A 17057-nucleotide genomic window follows, 5' to 3' on the forward strand; every position below is an offset into this window, starting at 1 on the left:
CGATTCGCCACAGCAGTCGGCTCAATCTAGCCTCACGCCCGAGACAGCGTTGCCTCCGTCATCGGCCTGAGCGTTTCCGGTGTCGCGAACCCTGAGCGAAGTTGTGTCGCTGGCATTGGCGCGCACGCCGGTGATCGCGCTACTGCCAGCCCCCACGGCTGTCGCGTCGCCGGTGCGAGCGACCCGAATCCGGCTGTTGGCACGCTCAGCCTGGCTCGGCGAGCTCCGCAGAGCGACCCAGATCGCGACGCCCACTGCGGCGACCGCCCCCAATGCCGACGCCACCGTCGCCACCTTGTTGGCCTGATCCCACTTGGCCAACGCGAACCAGCCAGCCAGCCCAGCCACCATGACGCAGGTCAACACCAGCGTCACACGCGCTCCGCTCATACCTCTCCCCATCGCACGAGCCTGCCCCGTTGTTTCGCACATTCCCCATCCAGAGCCGACGAGGATCTATACGTTGCTCGACCTGTTCGAGAAACACCTGCGCCGCGCTGGTCGTCATCCACAGCCTCACTCCTCGAAATGCTTCGTCACCACGAAAGTCGTGCCGGCAAGTGCCTCTCCAACATGAGTCTTGGCCCATACAGCAAGTTGCTCCTGCCGCCCTCCGCTGCGGTTCAGCAGTTCGACGATCTCGGGAATGGCAGGAGGCGTTGATCGAGCGCATCGGAGGACCGTGTCGCCGTGAGCGGTGCTGTCCTCGTGCTCGGGATCGTCGAGGTCGATGTCCCACTGGCCGATCTCGACCTCCCAATCATGACGACCGTGCTCGCCGCTCGGCCGCGGGGCACAAACGTTGAGGTAGTAGCGATTTGACCCAAGAGGGTCGTCGCTGATCGTGAACTCGTCCAAGAACATGATCTGGTGGTTGACGGACTTCCGGTACGCGTCGAGCAGCAACCGCATGTCCGTGACCCCTTTTCTGATCTTCTCGGCGGTAGCGCCCCGCTCCATACGATTCAGGCGGTCACGATCCTCACCACTCAGTCCTTCCACCCCGCCCTCGAAAGCCACGAACGGGCTCTCGAAGTCCCAGCAACGCTGGTTCTCCGTCTCAGGCACTGAGATGCCCTCCGAGTACTCGACCCATGCGTCGTCGAGTCCACGCGCCTCGGACACCAGCTCGGCCGCAATCGCTTTCCCAACTGGCGGAGGTACGGCCGCCGTAGCCTCGTCAAGGTCGGTCAGTGCCTCGTGCAGAAGCGCTTTCGCTTGCTCGTACCACAGGCTGTGCGCTCCCTTGAGCAGGTCGGCACGGGCCGTTCGATCGGTCAACGCAGCAAGGTGCTCGCGCGGGTAGCGAGCGTGGCGATCGTCGCGGGTGTCCCACACGCTGACGGGCACGGTGGCACAAGCCGAGATCCGGTTGAGCGCATCAACAATCGGACGAGCGAGTGCCGTGTCCTCAACGCTCGTGATTGTCGACGACACCACACCGGCTGGTCCGCGGAAGGTAGCGAGGATCTGCGCTTTTCCGCGGTTCGGGTGCTGAGAGTAGATGGTCACGAAGATGCCTTTCAGCCGACGCGCCCAGTGTGGGGCGTGTCGACAGGTACAGGAAGCAAAGGGAACGAGGCGGTGGCGAAGGCGCGTTCCAACGCTCCGTGCCTCATGGGATGTCGGTGGTGGCTCAGGTCCGATCCCAAGCTCCATGCCTGGCTTCGACCGTACAGCATGAACGTTGTCCATGGCGGGACGTCGAACACGTGCCGATCCGACGCGTTCGAATGCCAGCAGGGTGAGCCGCTCGTCTGCTACAGGTAGACGGTGCGACTTTCCAAGGATCAGCTCGTCGAAGGCATTCCCGCCGAGCAGGCTCGAGAGCTGATGCGGATCTACCGCGTGAACCCTGGGCTCACCGAGTTCGCCGTCGACCTCCTCGAGGTGGGAGAAGCCGACGCAGAGAAGCTGTTGGAGCGGTTCGTCGAGGCTGGCTACCTCGAGATCGCGGAACGCGATCGAGATGGCGCCGCCTGGTGGTTCACGACGATTCGCGGCAACGCCCTTGCCAACGCCAGCTTCGCGAAGCCAATCACGAGGGCCACAGCGCAACGTCACCTCGATGGGTTCCTCGAGCGAGTACGGACGTACAACGCTGACCGCAGCAAGCCCTACAGCGTCACGCATGTGACGGTCTTCGGGAGCTACCTGGACAGCACCCAAGATCGCCTCGGTGATCTGGATCTGGCGATCCAGGTTGTTCGTCGAGGCAGCACCGAGGAGTACCTCAGGCGCCGCGACGCGATCACAGCTGCGTCGAACCGCCGCTTCGGGTCGTACATCGAGCGCCTGATCTGGCCACTGCGCGAGCTCGGCCTGTTCCTCAAGGATCGCAAGCCCGCGATCAACATCACCGACGAGGACGTATCGGTGCTGACTGACCAATGGTCGAACGTGTACGACATCCGAACCGACGAGTCTGCTGAGCAGCCGCCGGAGGACGCGACGGTCGAGGGTCTGTGCTGAAGCGCTCACCCGGCCGTCTCGACCATCAACTCGACCACGCACTAGGCCCCGCCGCCTTCGTACCGGCGAGGTTTGCGCCGTCGAGCGGCTGCTGACCGCCGCGCCAACCTCAGCATGTGAGCAGTTCTGGCGTGTACAGCCATCTCACGCCGTACCTCAGCAGGCAGTTCGTTGTCCGGGTCGACCTCACGCTCGAACCGCTCGAGGAAAGCCTCCGTTCCCCGCGAAGTGCGAGCACCGCGGTCTGATGTCCTCGCCCAGGATGCGTGCGCTGCGATCCGCGCACGAAGGCTGCGTTGTTCGGGGCTCATGCCAGCCGGCGCGGGCTGCTTGTTCAGGTCGTCAGACATTCTCGCCGATCCCAAGGCGCAGCTGCGTGTCCTGCGCTCGCTCCGCCGCCGCGCTGGCGCCGTAGTGGCGAGGCATGTCCTCTGATGTCCAGCCGAGCAACAGCATTAGGTCGCCTGTGTCTCCACCAGCCTTCTTCCACTCGTGGGCGTAGTTGTGGCGCCACCGGTGCGCGTGCACTCCGTTAAGGCCAGCCGCAACGCCGCGGCGCTTCAGCATCATCTTGATGCCGTTCGGCACGAGCGGTCGTCGACCACGCTCCGCCAACCACAGGTCCGGCAGATCAGCGCCGACATGCCTCTCTCGAACCCTCAGGTACCGGCTGATCGCACGCGCGGTCCTCGGCCCGAACCTCACCCTCCGTTCCTTGCTGCCCTTGCCGCGGTAGTGCACTGAGTCGAGGTTCAGATCGACGTGCTCGAGCTGGAGTCCGCCCACTTCAGCCAGACGCGCGCCGGTGTTGTAGTAAAGGCGAATGATCGCCTCGTCGCGCAGGTGGATAAAGTCCTTCCCCTTGCACGTGTCGAGGACCTTCTTCGTCTCGTCGTCACGGATGACCGGGATCAACTTCTTCTGCGTCTTGGGTTGCTTCACCCGTTCCATCGGTGAGCGGTCTATCTCCTCTTCGTCGAGCATCAGCCACTTGAAGAACTGCTGAAGTCCCTTGTGCTTGTTCAATGCGGTCGCGGCGGACCTCGTCTCAACCATCCACGCCTGGAAGGCTTCGATGTGTTCCTTGCGAACCTCGGTCGGATCGTCTGCCGCATCGTCGGCACGAACCTCTACGCAGGATTGGGCCAGGTACGTAGCGAGCTGTGAGGCAGCGAGAAGGTAGTTGTACCGGGTGGTCGGCGGATAGTTGCCTGCCCGCAGGCTCCGGTCCCAGTCTCGGAGAAAGCCCGCCCATGTCCGCGACAATCCGCCCGTCAGCCGTTCCAACTCAAAGGACATGGCAGACCTGTTGTGTAAGCGTCGACGGAGGTTGTGCCGCACGGAACGTGCGTTCGTCGACCAGCGGTTCGTGCACCCTCGGCGCAGAGGTGACCCACTGTTCGACAGGCACCGGACGACCTGCGACGGTGCGGGCCCAGACCTGGCGCCCGGTGTACTTGACGTTGGTGACAATCCGCCGCACCGCTTTGGCAGTCCACTGCCCGGTCGCCGCCGGGACGGGGTACTGACGCGGGTCACCGTTGAGGTGCCTGGCGATGGCGGCGAACTTCAAGCCATCATCGACGCGCCAGTTGAAGATCTGCCTGACGACCGCGGCGGTGCGCCAGTCCGGCACGAGCACCACTCGCAGCTTGCTGTGGCCGGCTGGGCCGGTGACCCGGATTCGCAGGGCACGGTAGCCATAGGGCGGTGGACCGATCTGGTAGCCGGCACGGACGAGTTCGACCATGGCCTGCCGGGACCGGCGGGTGTTCTCGGCATGGTGCGCGGCGAGCACAGCCCACTGGATGCGGTTGCCGTGGGCGTCGCGCAGCTCCCCTGTACCAGTCGCGCTGTTGGCCGCCGGGTTGTCGACTACCTCCGGGGCATCACCCGGCTGAGCTGTCCACAATGTTGTCCACAACCGTGACCACCACGGTCGAATGGTCTCGGCGACCGGTGCAACAGCACAGTGATGACGGACCGCGGCGCGCAGCGCATCGCGCTTCCGCCGGAACGTGGGGTGCCAACCGCAGTCACGACAGTAAAGGCGAGTGGTCATGCCGCTCGCCTCCAGTCGGGGTAGTCCACACCGTTGACGACGGGACGCGTGGCGGTCTTGTGATCGAACGGCAAGGAGCTGTCGGCTCCCGCCGCGGCGAGTTCGGCATCGTGAGCGAGCCGGAACACGAGCACCTCGTGGTGAGCGGTGAGCGCGATGGGCGTTCCGGTGGTGACCCGTGCTCGAGCGACGGCGCGCCGGTCAGCGAACGAGGCCCGCGATACAAGTCGCTCGCCACGTAGTTCCGCGCTGAGCGCGACGCATCGGTCGACTGGTGCCAGTCCGGCGGAGATGCCGGCGGCGATCAGTGGGGTGGTCAGATCGGCCAAGGAGCCGTCGGTGTTTCGCCGGGGTCGGGCGACGACGACGAGGTGTCCGCCAGCACGCAGCAGCGGCTCGCAGCAGGCCAGCGTTGCGGCGAGTTCGTCGATAGTCGCGGTCGGGTCGCGGTCCAGACCGGTCGTGTGCTCGCCTGGGTCACCTGTCGCAGTGCGCAGGGAAGTCAGGACGAGTCCGACTCGCCCGACGAGTCCGGCCGCGTGGATGGTTGTCAGTGCTTTCGGGCTGGCGTCCAGGATGGACCCGTCGTGCCAGGCACCCGCAGCTTTGGTAGCGGTGATGTTGGCTCGGGCGAGCGTCCACCACCGAGAGTCGGTGGTCAGACCGAGCGCGTGCCGGCCAGCCTGCAACGCCGTCACCAGAACGATGCCAGCACCGCATGCTGGGTCCAGGACGAGGTCGCCGGGCAGGCTGTAGGTGGCGATTGCGTGGGCGGCGATCGCGGGCGGGATCAGGTCTGTATCGGTGCTGGTACCGCGCACACAGTCGGCGTCGCGCAGCTGCGTCGCGAGGTCCAGCTGGCCAGTTGACCAGACGGACAGCGGCGGGCTCGGTGGCCCCTCTCCCGACGTCGAGGAGGACCGCCACGACGCTGTTGGACGGTCAGGCATCGGAGGTCTCCTCGCCGTCGACGGCGTTGCGCGGTGCGGCGTGGCCGGTGAAGACCAACAAGTCGTCGTGCACTTGGGTGTGCCGGATGGGAGTCGTCGGCGACGCGGCCTCCGTCTGTGAGTGGTCGCGTGTGGACGGTCCTGCGGTGGCCAGCGCGCCGCGGCGAACAGGTACGCGAAGGAGGGCGATGCGGTCGGTGTAGCGGAGTCCGGCGTGACGTGCGGTGCGCACGAGTCCTCCGGCGGGGTCGGTGAGCAGGCCGCCGGAGTAGTCACGATGGGTGATGACAGCGAGCGTGCCGGTTGAGGTGAGCAGCCCGGTCCAGTCCGTCGGATGAAACCAGCCGAGCGTGCTCGGCTTGGCCGCGGTGATGATGAGGTCGAAGAGGTCCGGATGGCGTCCGGTCGTATCCGAGTCCGGTCCGGCGACCGACTCGGCGGGGCGGTCGCCGGCCGGACTGGCGATGGATAGTCCGGATCCGGACTCCGGCCTGGCCGGTGTGTTGGCGGGAGCGTTGCCCTGGCGATCAGGGTGTTCGACGGCGGTGTGGGTCTGGACGCTGCGGCCGAGTCGGACCACCGTCCAGCCGGCCTCGAGTAGGCCGACGTAGGGGTTGCGACGAGGCCGGTCGGGGAGTCCGGTCGCCGACGACGAGACAGGCGGGGTGGCGAGCGGTAGGACGTCGAGTAGCAGCACTCGTTGACCGGGTTGGCTGTAGGTGGTGACGATCTTGATGACCGCAGTCAGAAGCCAGTGGGCGATCAGCCCAGTGCCTTCCCGCAACTCGTCTTGAGCGCAAGGCCAGACGGTGCTGAGGCTGGGGCGGCGCGGGGCGAGGCGCAGACGACGTCGGCGGGCTATTCGCCGCCTCCGCGGCAGCGCGATCGGGACTGCCGGCGTGGCGATCGACTCGTGCTCTGGGGAGTGGTCTTCCGTGGAGTCATTGCCGTGTGTCGGGGGCATCGCAGGTCTCCTCTGGCGGGTCGATGCTGCGTGTTCTGTCGCCCCTTAACTCCGTTTTTTGACCCGGTTTTGGACACGTCCCACGAACTTATTTGAACTTTCCGTGCGCGATCGACTTGCGTTGATATCGGTGCAGCTGTTCGCCCTCATCAAGCGGCGACTCACAGCCATCCGGGCAATACTCGCGTGCACACTGCGCCTGCAGCGGAAGATTCTTCAAGATCTTTCAGGCAGGCTTCCGGCAGATCTTGAGGTGTCACCTTGTCTCGCGCGGCCGGGCTACTAGATCACTACTAGGTCGCACATAGACGGCCAGCTCAGCGGCTACTAGAGAGCTCATCTGCCCTGAAGGCAGTGCCCGCGTTGCCGATCTTTACGGGCCCGCCCAAACGTGTTGAAATAGTAGTTTCGTAGTAGCGGCCGGAGCCGTTTCTAGTTGAAATCTAGTAGCGGCGTGGTATTTCCGTGGTATCGAGTGTGGCTTCCTGGCGTTGCTGTTCGAATCAACGCACCAGGAGGCACGACATGGCATCACAGTCCACTTTCCGCCGGTTCGGCGATGACACCACGCCTAACTCGCTCGATATTGCACGGGACACCTTCACCTGGCTGGTGGCCGGGCCGCATCCGGTGTCGCTGAACGGAACGCTATTTCCTGGTCTGCCTGACCGGTACATCGCGCTGGACGAGGTCCGTGACCGGCTACTGGCGCGGCGGTGTCCGCAGTCGACGCGGGACGCCGTGTGGGCACATCTGGTGCTGCGCTCCCGTACAGAGGGAGCGACCTGGACGGTCGCCGCGGTCGGCGTCGCGCTGCCCGCCTTGACTTCTGTCGCAGCCAGGTTGTCCGACCGCTTCGCAGGCGATCCGGCCGATGTTCACGCCGAGGTGCTCCGTGGCTTCCTGGCCGCGTTGTCGGGCATCGATCTGCGTCCACCACGGATCATGCTCCGGCTGCGGTGGGCCGCCTACCGGGCCGGCTACGACGCGCTCAAGGAAGCGTTGTCGGGTCCGACTCCGGTCGCGCCAGGTTTCCGTTCGACCCCGCCGCACCCGCCGTGGGGTCACCCGGATCTCGTCCTGGCTCGCGCGGTCGGGGACGGGGTCCTGACCCAGACCGAGGCCGCGTTGATCGGCGCGACCCGGTTGGACGAGGTGCCCATCGCGGACTGGGCCGCACAGCACGAGCTCGGCGAGTGGGCGGCTTACAAGACACGCAAGCGCGCCGAGCTCAGGCTCGCTGCATACCTGCGCGACAGCGCCGTCGACACCGATCCGACCGACTCCCTGACCGACCAGGTGGCCACCGCGGTGGCGCTGGCACGCCCGGTCGCACCAACGCGCGACATGCCACGGCTGTCACTATCCGTGGCCGTCGCTGACGTCGAATCTGCGAAGAAAGTTCAAGGTCGCGTGTCCAAAACGGACGCGAAATCCGGAGTTCAGGGCTGCGGGACACACCCGTGCTCAGCCGAACCTTCGGAGGTGACCCCATGCGCCTGATCTCCCACGCGGCCACGGTGGCCGACCAGCCACACGTACGCCGAACCCGCTGCCCCTCGATCTCGCTGAGGATCGCTGACGGTCCGGTCGCAGGCACCGAAACCAAGTGCGCGTCACCTGGCAGCACTCCGATGTCTGACCGTCGCTGTGACCGAGCACGGTGGCCCCGGCGGTTCCTGTTCGGCTGCCAACTGCTGGTTCTCGCGTTCGTGTTGACCGCGTCCTCCGCTCAAGCCGAGACCGTCCACACGGTGGCGCTGGTCGCGTCTGTGGACCAGGTGCTGACCAACATCCGCAACTGGATCATGGGCATCTTGGCCGCCCTCGCGACGGTGTTTCTGTCCATCGCCTTCGTGCGGCGGATGACTGGGGCCGGGGATCCGGGTGAGATCGAGAAGGCGAAAACAGCGTTCCGGTCGGCGTGTTGGGGCTACCTGGGCGCGCTGCTGACGCCGCTCGTCATCGAGGTCCTCAAAGGATTCGTGGGGGCCTAGCGATGACAGGCATCCACCGCACCATCCCCAGCGCCGGGCACACCTCGTTGAGAACGAGCACTGTGTCGCGGACTGCATCGGGCGTGACCGAACGGCGGACTGCCGCACGGTCCGGTCGTCGTCGGCAGCGTGCGGTGTGGATGCTGCTTGCCGGCTTGGTGATCGTCCTTGGCTGCGCGCTCACGATGACCGCGTCCGCGCAACCGACCGTTCCCAGCGCGCCAACTCCGTCGTCTCCAGTCGCCCCGAGCACGACGCGCATACCAACGCCGACCTCGTCTCTGGTGTGCCCGCCACCGCAGGCCGGCCAGCCGGCCCCTCCGGGTTGTCTGCCGCAACCGACCACCCAGCCTTCAACGTCGGCGACGACAGCTCCCCCGACTATCCCCTCGACCGGATCGTCTGGTGGGGAATGTGGATTCACCAACCCGACCGCCTGTGTCGGCGAGGGCATCAACGCGTTCATCAACCGCCTTGTTGGCGAGTCGCTCAACATGCTGTTGCGCTTCGTGGGCAGCACATTGCTCTCCACGCCGACGTTGGATCAGCTACCGCGGATCGGCGAGATCTGGGAGCAGTCGCGACTGCTCTTGGTGGCCGTCTACTCGCTGCTCGTCCTCATCGCCGGAATCGTCGTGATGAGCCACGGGAGCTTGCAGTCGCGCCAGTCGATCCGGGAGGTCGCGCCCCGCATCGTCATTGGATTCCTGGCCGCGAACCTGAGCCTGTTCGTCGGTGACCAGGCCATCCGCTTCGCCAACGCGCTCTCGATCGCAGTACTTGGCGACAGCCTTGACCCGCAGACCTCCGGCCAAGCGATAGCCGAGCTGTTCGTCACTCTCGTCGCTCAGTCTCTTGTCGACGGCGGATTGCTTGCAGGGTTCCTCTCGCTGGTGTTGACCATCTTGTTGGTGGGGCTGCTCATCGGATACGTCGTGCGGGTTGCTCTCACAGTGGTTCTGTTGGCTGGTGCGCCTCTTGCGCTGATGTGTCACGGGCTGGAGCAGACCGAGGGCGTTGCCCATTGGTTCTGGCGTGCTGGTGCTGGTGTTCTCGGCATCCAAGTTGGACAGAGCTTGGCGCTGATCTGTGCTCTGAAGCTGTTCCTGCAGCCGGGCGGATTCGCGTTCTTCGGCATGGCCCGCCCGAACGGCGTCGTCACTCTCATCGTCGTCATCGCATTGGTGTGGATTCTCGTGAAGATCCCGACCTGGGTGATGCACCAAGTCCGCATTGGTGGCGGCCGCCGCTCGTTCTTGGGTGGCCTGGCCTACGCGTTCGTCTTCGGCAAGGCCATGGCCCTGCTCGGTGCACGCCGATTCGCCATGCAGACCACCGCAGCAACCGCGTCTCGCGGCACTGGTGGTGGCAGGTCAACGCCGGAACCGCGATGGCCGGCGCCGATCCGGGAGTGGGGCGGCGTCGGAGGCATCTACACCCCCGAGGCGATCGCAAGGCGCCTCCAGCAACAGCGCACCCGCGAGCTTGCGCAGCGCCGCACCGTGTCCGGCCAGCAGCACTTGCGCTTCCAGCAAGCCGCGCCACAGACACCCACTCACGACATCGCGAGCTGGAACCCAGCGGGCAGCACCGTGGAGCCGGAGTTCCGCCCGCCAACTCCCGTATCCGGCCGAGCCGAACCGCTGGCGCGACCGATCGGCCGTCCCAGCGTGCCTGAATTCCGATCTGCAATGCGCACGGCCAGCTCCGCCGCGCCCACACCGCCCCGGCTACGAACCGCGGCCGTGCCTGCCGAGTTGCAGTTCCGTCCAGCCGCTCCCACGCCGGAGGTGACGCCAATGCGAGCTACCGGTGCGCCAGCGCCGACGGTGTTCCGGCAAGCCGTTCCCGATCTCGGCGGCCACGGTCGACGAACTCGCTCCCAGACCCCCGCACCCGTGCAATTCCAGGCGCCGTCGCGGTCGCCCGCACCAGGTAACGACGCATCAGAAAGAGGTAGGCGGCCATGAGCCAACCTGTCCGGATCCCCGCCGATGTCGACCGTGAGGACCGCGTGCTGGGCAACCTCACTGCCCGTCAGCTGGCCATCCTCGCCGCCGTGGGGCTGGTGCTGTACGGCGGGTACCTCGCCACGCGGACGTTCATTCCACTGCCCGTGTTTCTCGCCGTCGCGATTCCGGTGGGTGCGTCGGCCGCGGTGCTCGCCCTTGGACAGCGTGACGGGCTGTCGATGGATCAACTGGCCCTCGCAGCGCTGCGCCAGCAATTGCGCCCGAAGCACTGCGTGGCCGCTCCAGAAGGGATCACGCCCGCCCCGGAGTGGCTCACGACCCAGGCCGTCAACGGCAAGGGGCGCGGTGGCCTGGCTGAAGCATCGGTCTCGCCAACCCCGTTGCGACTGCCAGCCGAGGCAGTCGGCACGACGGGCGTCATCGACCTCGGCAAGGACGGGCTCGCTGCAGTCGCTGTCTGCTCGACTGTCAACTTCGGACTGCGTACACCCACCGAGCAAGAGAGCCTTGTGGCCTCGTTCGGCCGGTATCTGCACAGCCTCACCGCCCCCGTGCAGGTGCTGGTGCGCACCGAACGACTCGACCTGTCCGGGCAGATCGCCGAACTCCGCGAGCAGGCCGGCGGCCTGCCGCACGCCGCGCTGGAGGCGGCGGCACGTGAGCACGCCGACTACCTCGATCAGCTCCGCCGAGCCACCGATCTCCTGCGCCGCCAGGTGTTGCTGATCCTGCGCGAACCGCTGCACACCGCCACACCGTCTGATGGGCTCGGTGGTGCGTCGCCACTGACCGCCTTCACCGCGCGACGTAAAGCAGCCAAGCAGGCAGGTCTGGTCGACGACGCCGCGCGACGCGCTGCCGAGGCCCGGCTGGCACGCCGGCTCGGGGAGGCTGTCGAGCTGCTGTCCCCCAGCGGGATCACCGTGACTCCCCTGGATGCCGGACAGGCCACCGCGGTGCTGGCCACCGCCTGCAACCCCGACTCACTGATTCCACCGTCCAGGGCGCTGGCCGCGTCCGATGACGTCATCACCACCGCACCAGAAGAGACCTGGAACCCCAGCGCGTTCGGCCGCCCGGTCCCTGCTGCCACAGACCAGTTCCCGGACGAACCAAATGACGAGTGGGACGACACCGACGACCGGGACGACTTTGAATCGAGGTATCGCCGATGAGGACCAAGTCCGCGCGCCGCGCACGTCAGGCACCTGCCAAGCCGAGGCATGGGCGGGCCGAGGCATTCACACCGGACGCCATCTCGATCCGTCCTCGAGCGTTGGAGGTCGGCGGCGACTGGGTCGCCTCGTTCGCGATCACTGGCTACCCCCGCGAGGTGCATCCGGGATGGCTGCAGCCCCTTCTCACCTACCCCGGCCGGGTCGATGTGTCGCTGCACATCGACCCGATCGACCCGGTCACCGCGGCGGGCCGTTTGAAGAAGCAGCTGTCCAAGCTGGAGTCCGGACGACGGCACACCAGTGACAAGGGCCGACTGCTCGACCCACACGTCGAAGCCGCGACCGAGGACGCCTACGACCTGTCCGCTCGGGTCGCCCGCGGCGAAGGCAAGCTCTACCGGTTCGGCCTCTATCTCACGGTGCACGCTCCGACCGAAGAGACTCTTGGTGACGAGGTTGCGGCGGTCCGGTCGTTGGCGGCGTCGCTGCTGCTGGACGCAAAGCCGACCACGTACCGCAGTTTGCAGGGCTGGATCACCACCCTGCCGATGGGCCTGGATCTGGTCGGCATGCGCCGCACCTTCGACACCACGGCATTGAGCGCGGCATTCCCGTTCACCTCGCCGGACCTGCCGCCGCCGGACCCGAGCTCGGTCGGCGCCCCCAGCGGAGTGCTCTACGGGTTCAACGTCGGTTCCCAGGGGCTCGTGCACCACGACCGGTTCGTTCTGGACAACCATAACTCGGTGATCCTCGGCCGCTCGGGCGCGGGCAAGTCGTATTTGGTCAAGCTGGAGCTGCTGCGGTCGCTGTACCGCGGGATCGAGATCCACGTCATCGACCCGGAAGACGAGTACGCCCGCCTCGCCAACGCGGTCGGCGGCACCTACGTCCACCTCGGCGCCGAGCACGTTCGGCTCAACCCGATGGACCTTCCGGTTCACACCCGCCCGGACGGTCGTCGCACCGCACCACGCGACGCCCTCATCCGCCGGTCGCTGTTTCTGCACACCGTCATCTCCGTACTGCTGCGCAGTGAGCTCGCTGCGACCGAGCGCGCTGTGCTGGACCGGGCCATCACCGCGACCTACCAGCGAGTCGGCATTACCGCTGACCCACGCACCTGGACCCGACCGGCGCCGCTGCTGGCCGACCTCGCCGAAGTCCTCGCCGGCAGCGGTGACCCGGCCGGCGTCGAGCTGGCGGCCCGGCTGCACCCGTACGTCACCGGCGCGTTCTCCGGCCTGTTCTCCGGGCCAACGTCGACGCGTCCCGAGGGGCACCTGGTGGTGTTCTCGTTGCGGGATCTCGCCGACGAACTCAAGCCGATCGGCACCCTGCTCACGCTGGATGCGGTGTGGCGGCAGGTCAGCAATCCCGCCATCCGTCGGCCACGTCTCGTCGTGGTCGACGAAGCCTGGCTGCTCATGAAGGAGTCGGCCGGAGCCGAGTTCCTGTTCCGCATGGCCAAAGCCTCGAGGAAGCACTGGGCCGGTCTCACGGTCGCCACGCAGGACACCGCCGACGTGCTTGGCTCGGACCTCGGCAAGGCCGTCGTGGCCAACGCCGCCACGCAGATCCTGCTACGGCAAGCCTCGCAAGCGATGGACGAGATCACCCGCACCTTCGACCTGTCCATGGGTGAGAGGCAGTTCCTGCTCTCGGCCGACCGCGGTCAGGGGCTGTTGTCGACGGGGACCCAGCGTGTGGCCTTCCAGTCCATCGCGTCCCCCGCCGAGCACTATCTGGTGACCTCAAATCCCGCCGAAACCGTCGAGTATTCCGACGACTCGCCAGGAATCGCGAACACTTTCGTCGAACTCGACGCAGACGCCCCGAGCGGTATCGCCGACTCGTTCGACGGCGAGGCGTCACTGGTCGAACTCGACGCTGCCTGAGAGCCCAGCGCGCCACGCACCGCCCCAAGCCGCATCCACCGAATCGCCCCCAGGGGACAACCATGTCTGCACCACTTTCCATTCCTGCAACGGTTAGCCGCCCGAATCGACTTCTCACACAGAACCGCGAGATGCGCCAGATCGGCGTGTGGAACTGGTCGTTACCCGCCTGGGCCGGGCGCTTGCCGGACGGCCGGACCTACAACACCTGTCCGAGCGCGGGAGTCTGCGCGCAGGCGTGCTACGCCCGCCACGGCACGTACAACTGGCCAGTCGTCCGCGCGAAGCACCAAGCGAACTTGATGTTCGTGCTGGATGACCTGGCCGGCTGGGAAACCGCCATGGTCGCCGAACTGGGCGCAGCCAAGTTCCGTGGTGCCTGGATCAGGATCCACGACGCAGGCGACTTCTTCAGCGATGCCTACCTCGAGGCGTGGATGCGCATCTGCAGAAGCCGCCCCGACACGAACTTCTACGCCTACAGCAAAGAGATCGAGAGGTTTCGCAGACTCATCGAACCGAACCCGCCACCGAACTTTCTGTGGGTCTTTTCGTATGGCGGGACACAAGACGCCGCTCTGAATCCGGCTGCCGACCGGGTAGCAGATGTGTTCCCCAACGAGGCTGCTATCGCGGCGGCAGGGTGGGCCTCCCAGGAAGCCAGCGATCTCCTCGCGGTACTTGGACCGCGGCTGGTGGGTGTTCCCGCCAACCGCATTCCCACCTACCTCACACGGCTGGCAGGGCGCCGGTTCTCCGAATGGCAGGCCGAGGTCGACGCCGAGCGCAACGCGCGCCGTGATCGTCGGCACCTGCATCTGGTCGTCGACAGCACAGGCCCCGACTCGCAGCACACCACAGCTGAACGCAGTCAGGGAGACCAGCCGCACGCCGCCTGACCTGTCGCAAATTCACCGCTCCACTACCACTTCCTTCGTGGGAGGTCACGATGTACTGGGTGATCACCGCAACATCCCTTGCCTCTTCCCGTGATGCGCAGACGGTGAGGATGCATGCCTCGCTGGTGACCGACTACCTGCGCGACCCGCTCGGTGCCTTTCAACATGTGCTGGCCACCTTGCGCGATCTCGCCCTTGCCTGGGGACCCATCGTCGTGCCAGTGCTCGTAGCCGCGGTGACCGCCGCAGTGATCGCACGACAGACGTGGCGTCGCCGCTACCACAAGCGCCTGGTCGCCGATGCCCGGCGTATCACTGTGCTGGCCCCTCCGACGGTCGACCCGACGGGTGCGATCACCGTGTGGTCCAACCTGGTCGGCCTGCTGCGGCCCGGCTGGTTGCGCCAGTTCGGAGGTCAGCCACACCTGGCGCTCGAGCTGACATTCACTGGCGACGGCGTGCAGATCCGCTTCTGGGTGCCCGGTCTCGTGCCGCCCGGCATGGTCGAACGCGCCATCGAGGCTGCCTGGCCCGGCGCACACACCCGCACCACTCCCGCCAAACCTCCGATCCCGACCACTGCGCCCGCGGGCCGACGGATCGAAGCCGTGGGAGGCGAGCTACGCCTGGCACTTCCGGAGGGCCTGCCGATCCGCACTGAACACCCGGCCGACCCGATCCGCGCCCTGCTCGGCGCACCGGTCGGGCTCGGCCCGCACGAGCGGGCCTGCGTGCAGATCCTCGCCCGTCCGGTCGCCGGCCACCGAGTGACCAAGGCCCGTCGGGCCGCCCGCCACGTACACAGCGGTAGTTCCGCCCACCTGATCGGCCGGCTGCTCGACGTCATCACACCAGGCAAGACATCGAGGCCATCGACGAGCACGCGGACACAAGGGCTGGACCGGCAGACCAGCCTGGCCTACTCAGCCCAAGATCGCGCCATTGTCGAGAAGCTGCAGGAGAACCAGTTCGAGACCCGCATCCGCTACGCCGTGGCCACTACCGTCTCCGACAACTCCTCCCTCGGCGAAGTCCACGCGGTGCGGGAGGTGTTGCGGGGCCGTGGACACGCGATCGCGTCGGCCTTCGCTGCTTACTCCGAGCACAACCGCTACCGGAGGACTCGGCTCCGCCACCCGGTCCATGCACTCGCCGAGCGACGGCTGGGCAAGGGCGACCTGCTGTCCATTCCGGAACTCGCCGCGATCGCACACCTGCCGATCGACGACTCCACACCCGGTCTGCAGCGAGCTGGCGCCAAGGCCGTGCCACCCCCACCGGGCATCGCCACGACCGGGGAGCAAATCAAGCCCATCGGGCTCTCCGACTCCGGTCACGCTCGCCCAGTCGGCCTCCAGATCGCCGACGCCCGCCACCACATGCACGTCCTTGGTGCCACCGGCTCCGGCAAGTCCGAACTGATGGCTCGCATGATCCTGGCTGACGCCGAGGCAGGGCGTGGCGTGGTCGTCGTCGATCCGAAGGGCGACCTCGTCTCGGACATCCTGATGCGTCTGCCAGAGGAACTCGGCGAAAAGGTCGTGCTGTTCGACGCCGATTCCCGAGCCCGTCCACCGGTGCTCAATCCATTGGAGGGCGTAGACAAGGCCCGAGCGGTGGACAACCTCGTCAGCATCTTCTCCCGGATCTACGCCTCCTCGTGGGGACCGCGCACCGACGACATCCTGCGCGCCAGCCTGCTCACCCTGACCGCGATGTCCGGCACCCCCACACTGGTCGACCTGCCCAAGCTGCTGACCGTGCCCGCGTATAGAGCCCGAGCCTGCGACCAGATCGACGACGAGGTACTCAAAGGCTTCTGGTCCTGGTACGACGACCTGTCCGAAGCGAGTCGCGCACAGATAATCGCGCCGCTGATGAACAAGGTCCGCGGATTCCTTTTGCGGCCCTTCGTCCGCGCTGCCATCGCGGGCGGTGAATCCACAGTGGACATGGATGAAGTCCTCAACACCGGCGGCATCTGTCTGGTACGCATCGCCCGCGACGCGCTGGGCATGGAAACCGCGCGCCTGGTCGGCTCGATCGTCGTCGCGCGCACCTGGCAGGCAGCCACCCGCCGCGCCCGCGTCGCTCAGCGCAAGCGTCGCGACTGCGGCCTGTACATCGATGAGTGCCACAACTTCTTGAACTTGGCCTACCCGATGGAGGACATGCTGGCCGAGGCTCGGGGCTATCGGCTCTCGATGACCCTGGCTCACCAATACCTCGGCCAGCTACCGAAGGAGTTGGAAGAGGGCATCAGCACCAACGCCCGATCGAAGATCTTCTTCAACGCCTCACCCGAGGACGCCAAGCGGCTCGCGCGGCACACCTTGCCGCGGTTGTCAGATCACGACCTGTCCAACCTCGGCGTCTACCACGTCGCCGCCCGCCTTGTCCTGGGTGGCGAGGAAGCGCCGCCGTTCACCGCGGTCACCGAGAAACTCGCGCCAGCGATTCCAGGACGCGCCAAGGCCATTCGCAAAGCCGCCAGGGCTAATACCCGCCCGCTCACTGCGGATCTTCCCATAGTCGCCAGCCGACCCAACCAACTCACCGTGGATCCACGACGCGCGGCCTGAGCAATTGAATCCCTTTCTATCGCAACAGATACGGGACTTGCGATGTGCGCTGGCTCCAGTTGGCCAGTTGCGCTGACCCCGT

The 17057-nt window shown here is 66.4% G+C and carries 14 protein-coding genes; 8 read left to right on the plus strand and 6 right to left on the minus strand.

Features of this window, described 5'->3' with window-relative positions:
* Positions 1-21: 21 nt before the first annotated feature.
* Together AB0M24_RS37425 and AB0M24_RS37430 are read right to left on the minus strand one after the other, a co-directional pair.
* Positions 22-375, minus strand: coding sequence for a hypothetical protein (locus AB0M24_RS37425; RefSeq protein WP_363778218.1), 354 nt, complete (start codon positions 373-375; stop codon positions 22-24).
* 141 nt (positions 376-516) lie between these two features.
* The gene (locus AB0M24_RS37430; RefSeq protein WP_363778219.1) at positions 517-1512 is read right to left on the minus strand and encodes a hypothetical protein; all 996 of its coding nucleotides are present in this window, start codon (positions 1510-1512) and stop codon (positions 517-519) included.
* 378 nt (positions 1513-1890) lie between these two features.
* On the opposite strand from AB0M24_RS37430, the gene AB0M24_RS37435 reads away from it, so the two are divergent.
* Entirely contained in the window at positions 1891-2472 is a 582-nt protein-coding gene (locus AB0M24_RS37435; RefSeq protein ID WP_363778220.1) for a hypothetical protein, read from the plus strand.
* 342 nt (positions 2473-2814) lie between these two features.
* On the opposite strand, the gene AB0M24_RS37440 is transcribed toward AB0M24_RS37435, so the two are convergent.
* The 4 genes from AB0M24_RS37440 to AB0M24_RS37455 all read right to left on the minus strand — a co-directional run bounded on the left by AB0M24_RS37440 (position 2815) and on the right by AB0M24_RS37455 (position 6268).
* Complete coding sequence (locus tag AB0M24_RS37440; protein ID WP_363778221.1) at positions 2815-3771, minus strand: tyrosine-type recombinase/integrase; 957 nt, start codon at positions 3769-3771, stop codon at positions 2815-2817.
* A complete protein-coding gene (locus tag AB0M24_RS37445) occupies positions 3761-4270 on the minus strand; it encodes a recombinase family protein (RefSeq protein ID WP_363778222.1) in 510 nt (169 codons plus the stop codon). Before AB0M24_RS37445 ends, AB0M24_RS37440 begins: the two co-directional genes overlap by 11 nt.
* Before the next feature lie 260 nt (positions 4271-4530).
* Positions 4531-5355 (minus strand): DNA methylase, encoded by an 825-nt coding sequence (locus AB0M24_RS37450; protein ID WP_363778223.1) that lies wholly within the window; start codon positions 5353-5355, stop codon positions 4531-4533.
* Between the two features lie 121 nt (positions 5356-5476).
* On the minus strand, positions 5477-6268 hold the full coding sequence (locus AB0M24_RS37455) for a hypothetical protein (protein ID WP_363778224.1): 792 nt from the start codon (positions 6266-6268) through the stop codon (positions 5477-5479).
* A gap of 705 nt (positions 6269-6973) precedes the next feature.
* Here AB0M24_RS37455 and AB0M24_RS37460 point away from each other — a divergent pair.
* The 7 genes from AB0M24_RS37460 (at position 6974) to AB0M24_RS37490 (ending at position 16975) form a co-directional block, all read left to right on the plus strand.
* Entirely contained in the window at positions 6974-7951 is a 978-nt protein-coding gene (locus tag AB0M24_RS37460) for a hypothetical protein (protein WP_363778225.1), read from the plus strand.
* A 131-nt stretch (positions 7952-8082) separates the two neighbouring features.
* The gene (locus tag AB0M24_RS37465) at positions 8083-8445 is read left to right on the plus strand and encodes a pilin (RefSeq protein WP_363778226.1); all 363 of its coding nucleotides are present in this window, start codon (positions 8083-8085) and stop codon (positions 8443-8445) included.
* Positions 8446-8579: 134 nt separating this feature from the next.
* Positions 8580-10415 carry a hypothetical protein gene (locus AB0M24_RS37470; protein WP_363778227.1) on the plus strand — a complete coding sequence of 612 codons (1836 nt, stop codon included), beginning with the start codon at positions 8580-8582 and terminating at the stop codon, positions 10413-10415.
* Complete coding sequence (locus tag AB0M24_RS37475; RefSeq protein WP_363778228.1) at positions 10412-11593, plus strand: PrgI family protein; 1182 nt, start codon at positions 10412-10414, stop codon at positions 11591-11593. The genes AB0M24_RS37470 and AB0M24_RS37475 overlap by 4 nt, the downstream gene beginning before the upstream one ends.
* The gene (locus tag AB0M24_RS37480; protein ID WP_363778229.1) at positions 11590-13494 is read left to right on the plus strand and encodes a DUF87 domain-containing protein; all 1905 of its coding nucleotides are present in this window, start codon (positions 11590-11592) and stop codon (positions 13492-13494) included. The genes AB0M24_RS37475 and AB0M24_RS37480 overlap by 4 nt, the downstream gene beginning before the upstream one ends.
* A gap of 62 nt (positions 13495-13556) precedes the next feature.
* Complete coding sequence (locus AB0M24_RS37485) at positions 13557-14393, plus strand: hypothetical protein (RefSeq protein WP_363778230.1); 837 nt, start codon at positions 13557-13559, stop codon at positions 14391-14393.
* 110 nt (positions 14394-14503) lie between these two features.
* On the plus strand, positions 14504-16975 hold the full coding sequence (locus AB0M24_RS37490) for a DUF87 domain-containing protein (RefSeq protein WP_363778242.1): 2472 nt from the start codon (positions 14504-14506) through the stop codon (positions 16973-16975).
* Positions 16976-17057: the final 82 nt, after the last annotated feature.

This window comes from Lentzea sp. NPDC051838, assembly GCF_040681245.1.
Classification (GTDB): Bacteria; Actinomycetota; Actinomycetes; order Mycobacteriales; family Pseudonocardiaceae; genus Lentzea.

Excerpts from the sequence above, each read along its gene's own strand:
- AB0M24_RS37440 (WP_363778221.1), bottom strand. The coding sequence starts at position 3,771 with ATGTCCTTTGAGTTGGAACGGCTGACGGGCGGATTGTCGCGGACATGG.
- AB0M24_RS37460 (WP_363778225.1), top strand. The coding sequence starts at position 6,974 with ATGGCATCACAGTCCACTTTCCGCCGGTTCGGCGATGACACCACGCCT.
- AB0M24_RS37465 (WP_363778226.1), top strand. The coding sequence starts at position 8,083 with ATGTCTGACCGTCGCTGTGACCGAGCACGGTGGCCCCGGCGGTTCCTG.
- AB0M24_RS37475 (WP_363778228.1), top strand. The coding sequence starts at position 10,412 with ATGAGCCAACCTGTCCGGATCCCCGCCGATGTCGACCGTGAGGACCGC.
- AB0M24_RS37480 (WP_363778229.1), top strand. The coding sequence starts at position 11,590 with ATGAGGACCAAGTCCGCGCGCCGCGCACGTCAGGCACCTGCCAAGCCG.
- AB0M24_RS37485 (WP_363778230.1), top strand. The coding sequence starts at position 13,557 with ATGTCTGCACCACTTTCCATTCCTGCAACGGTTAGCCGCCCGAATCGA.
- AB0M24_RS37490 (WP_363778242.1), top strand. The coding sequence starts at position 14,504 with ATGCATGCCTCGCTGGTGACCGACTACCTGCGCGACCCGCTCGGTGCC.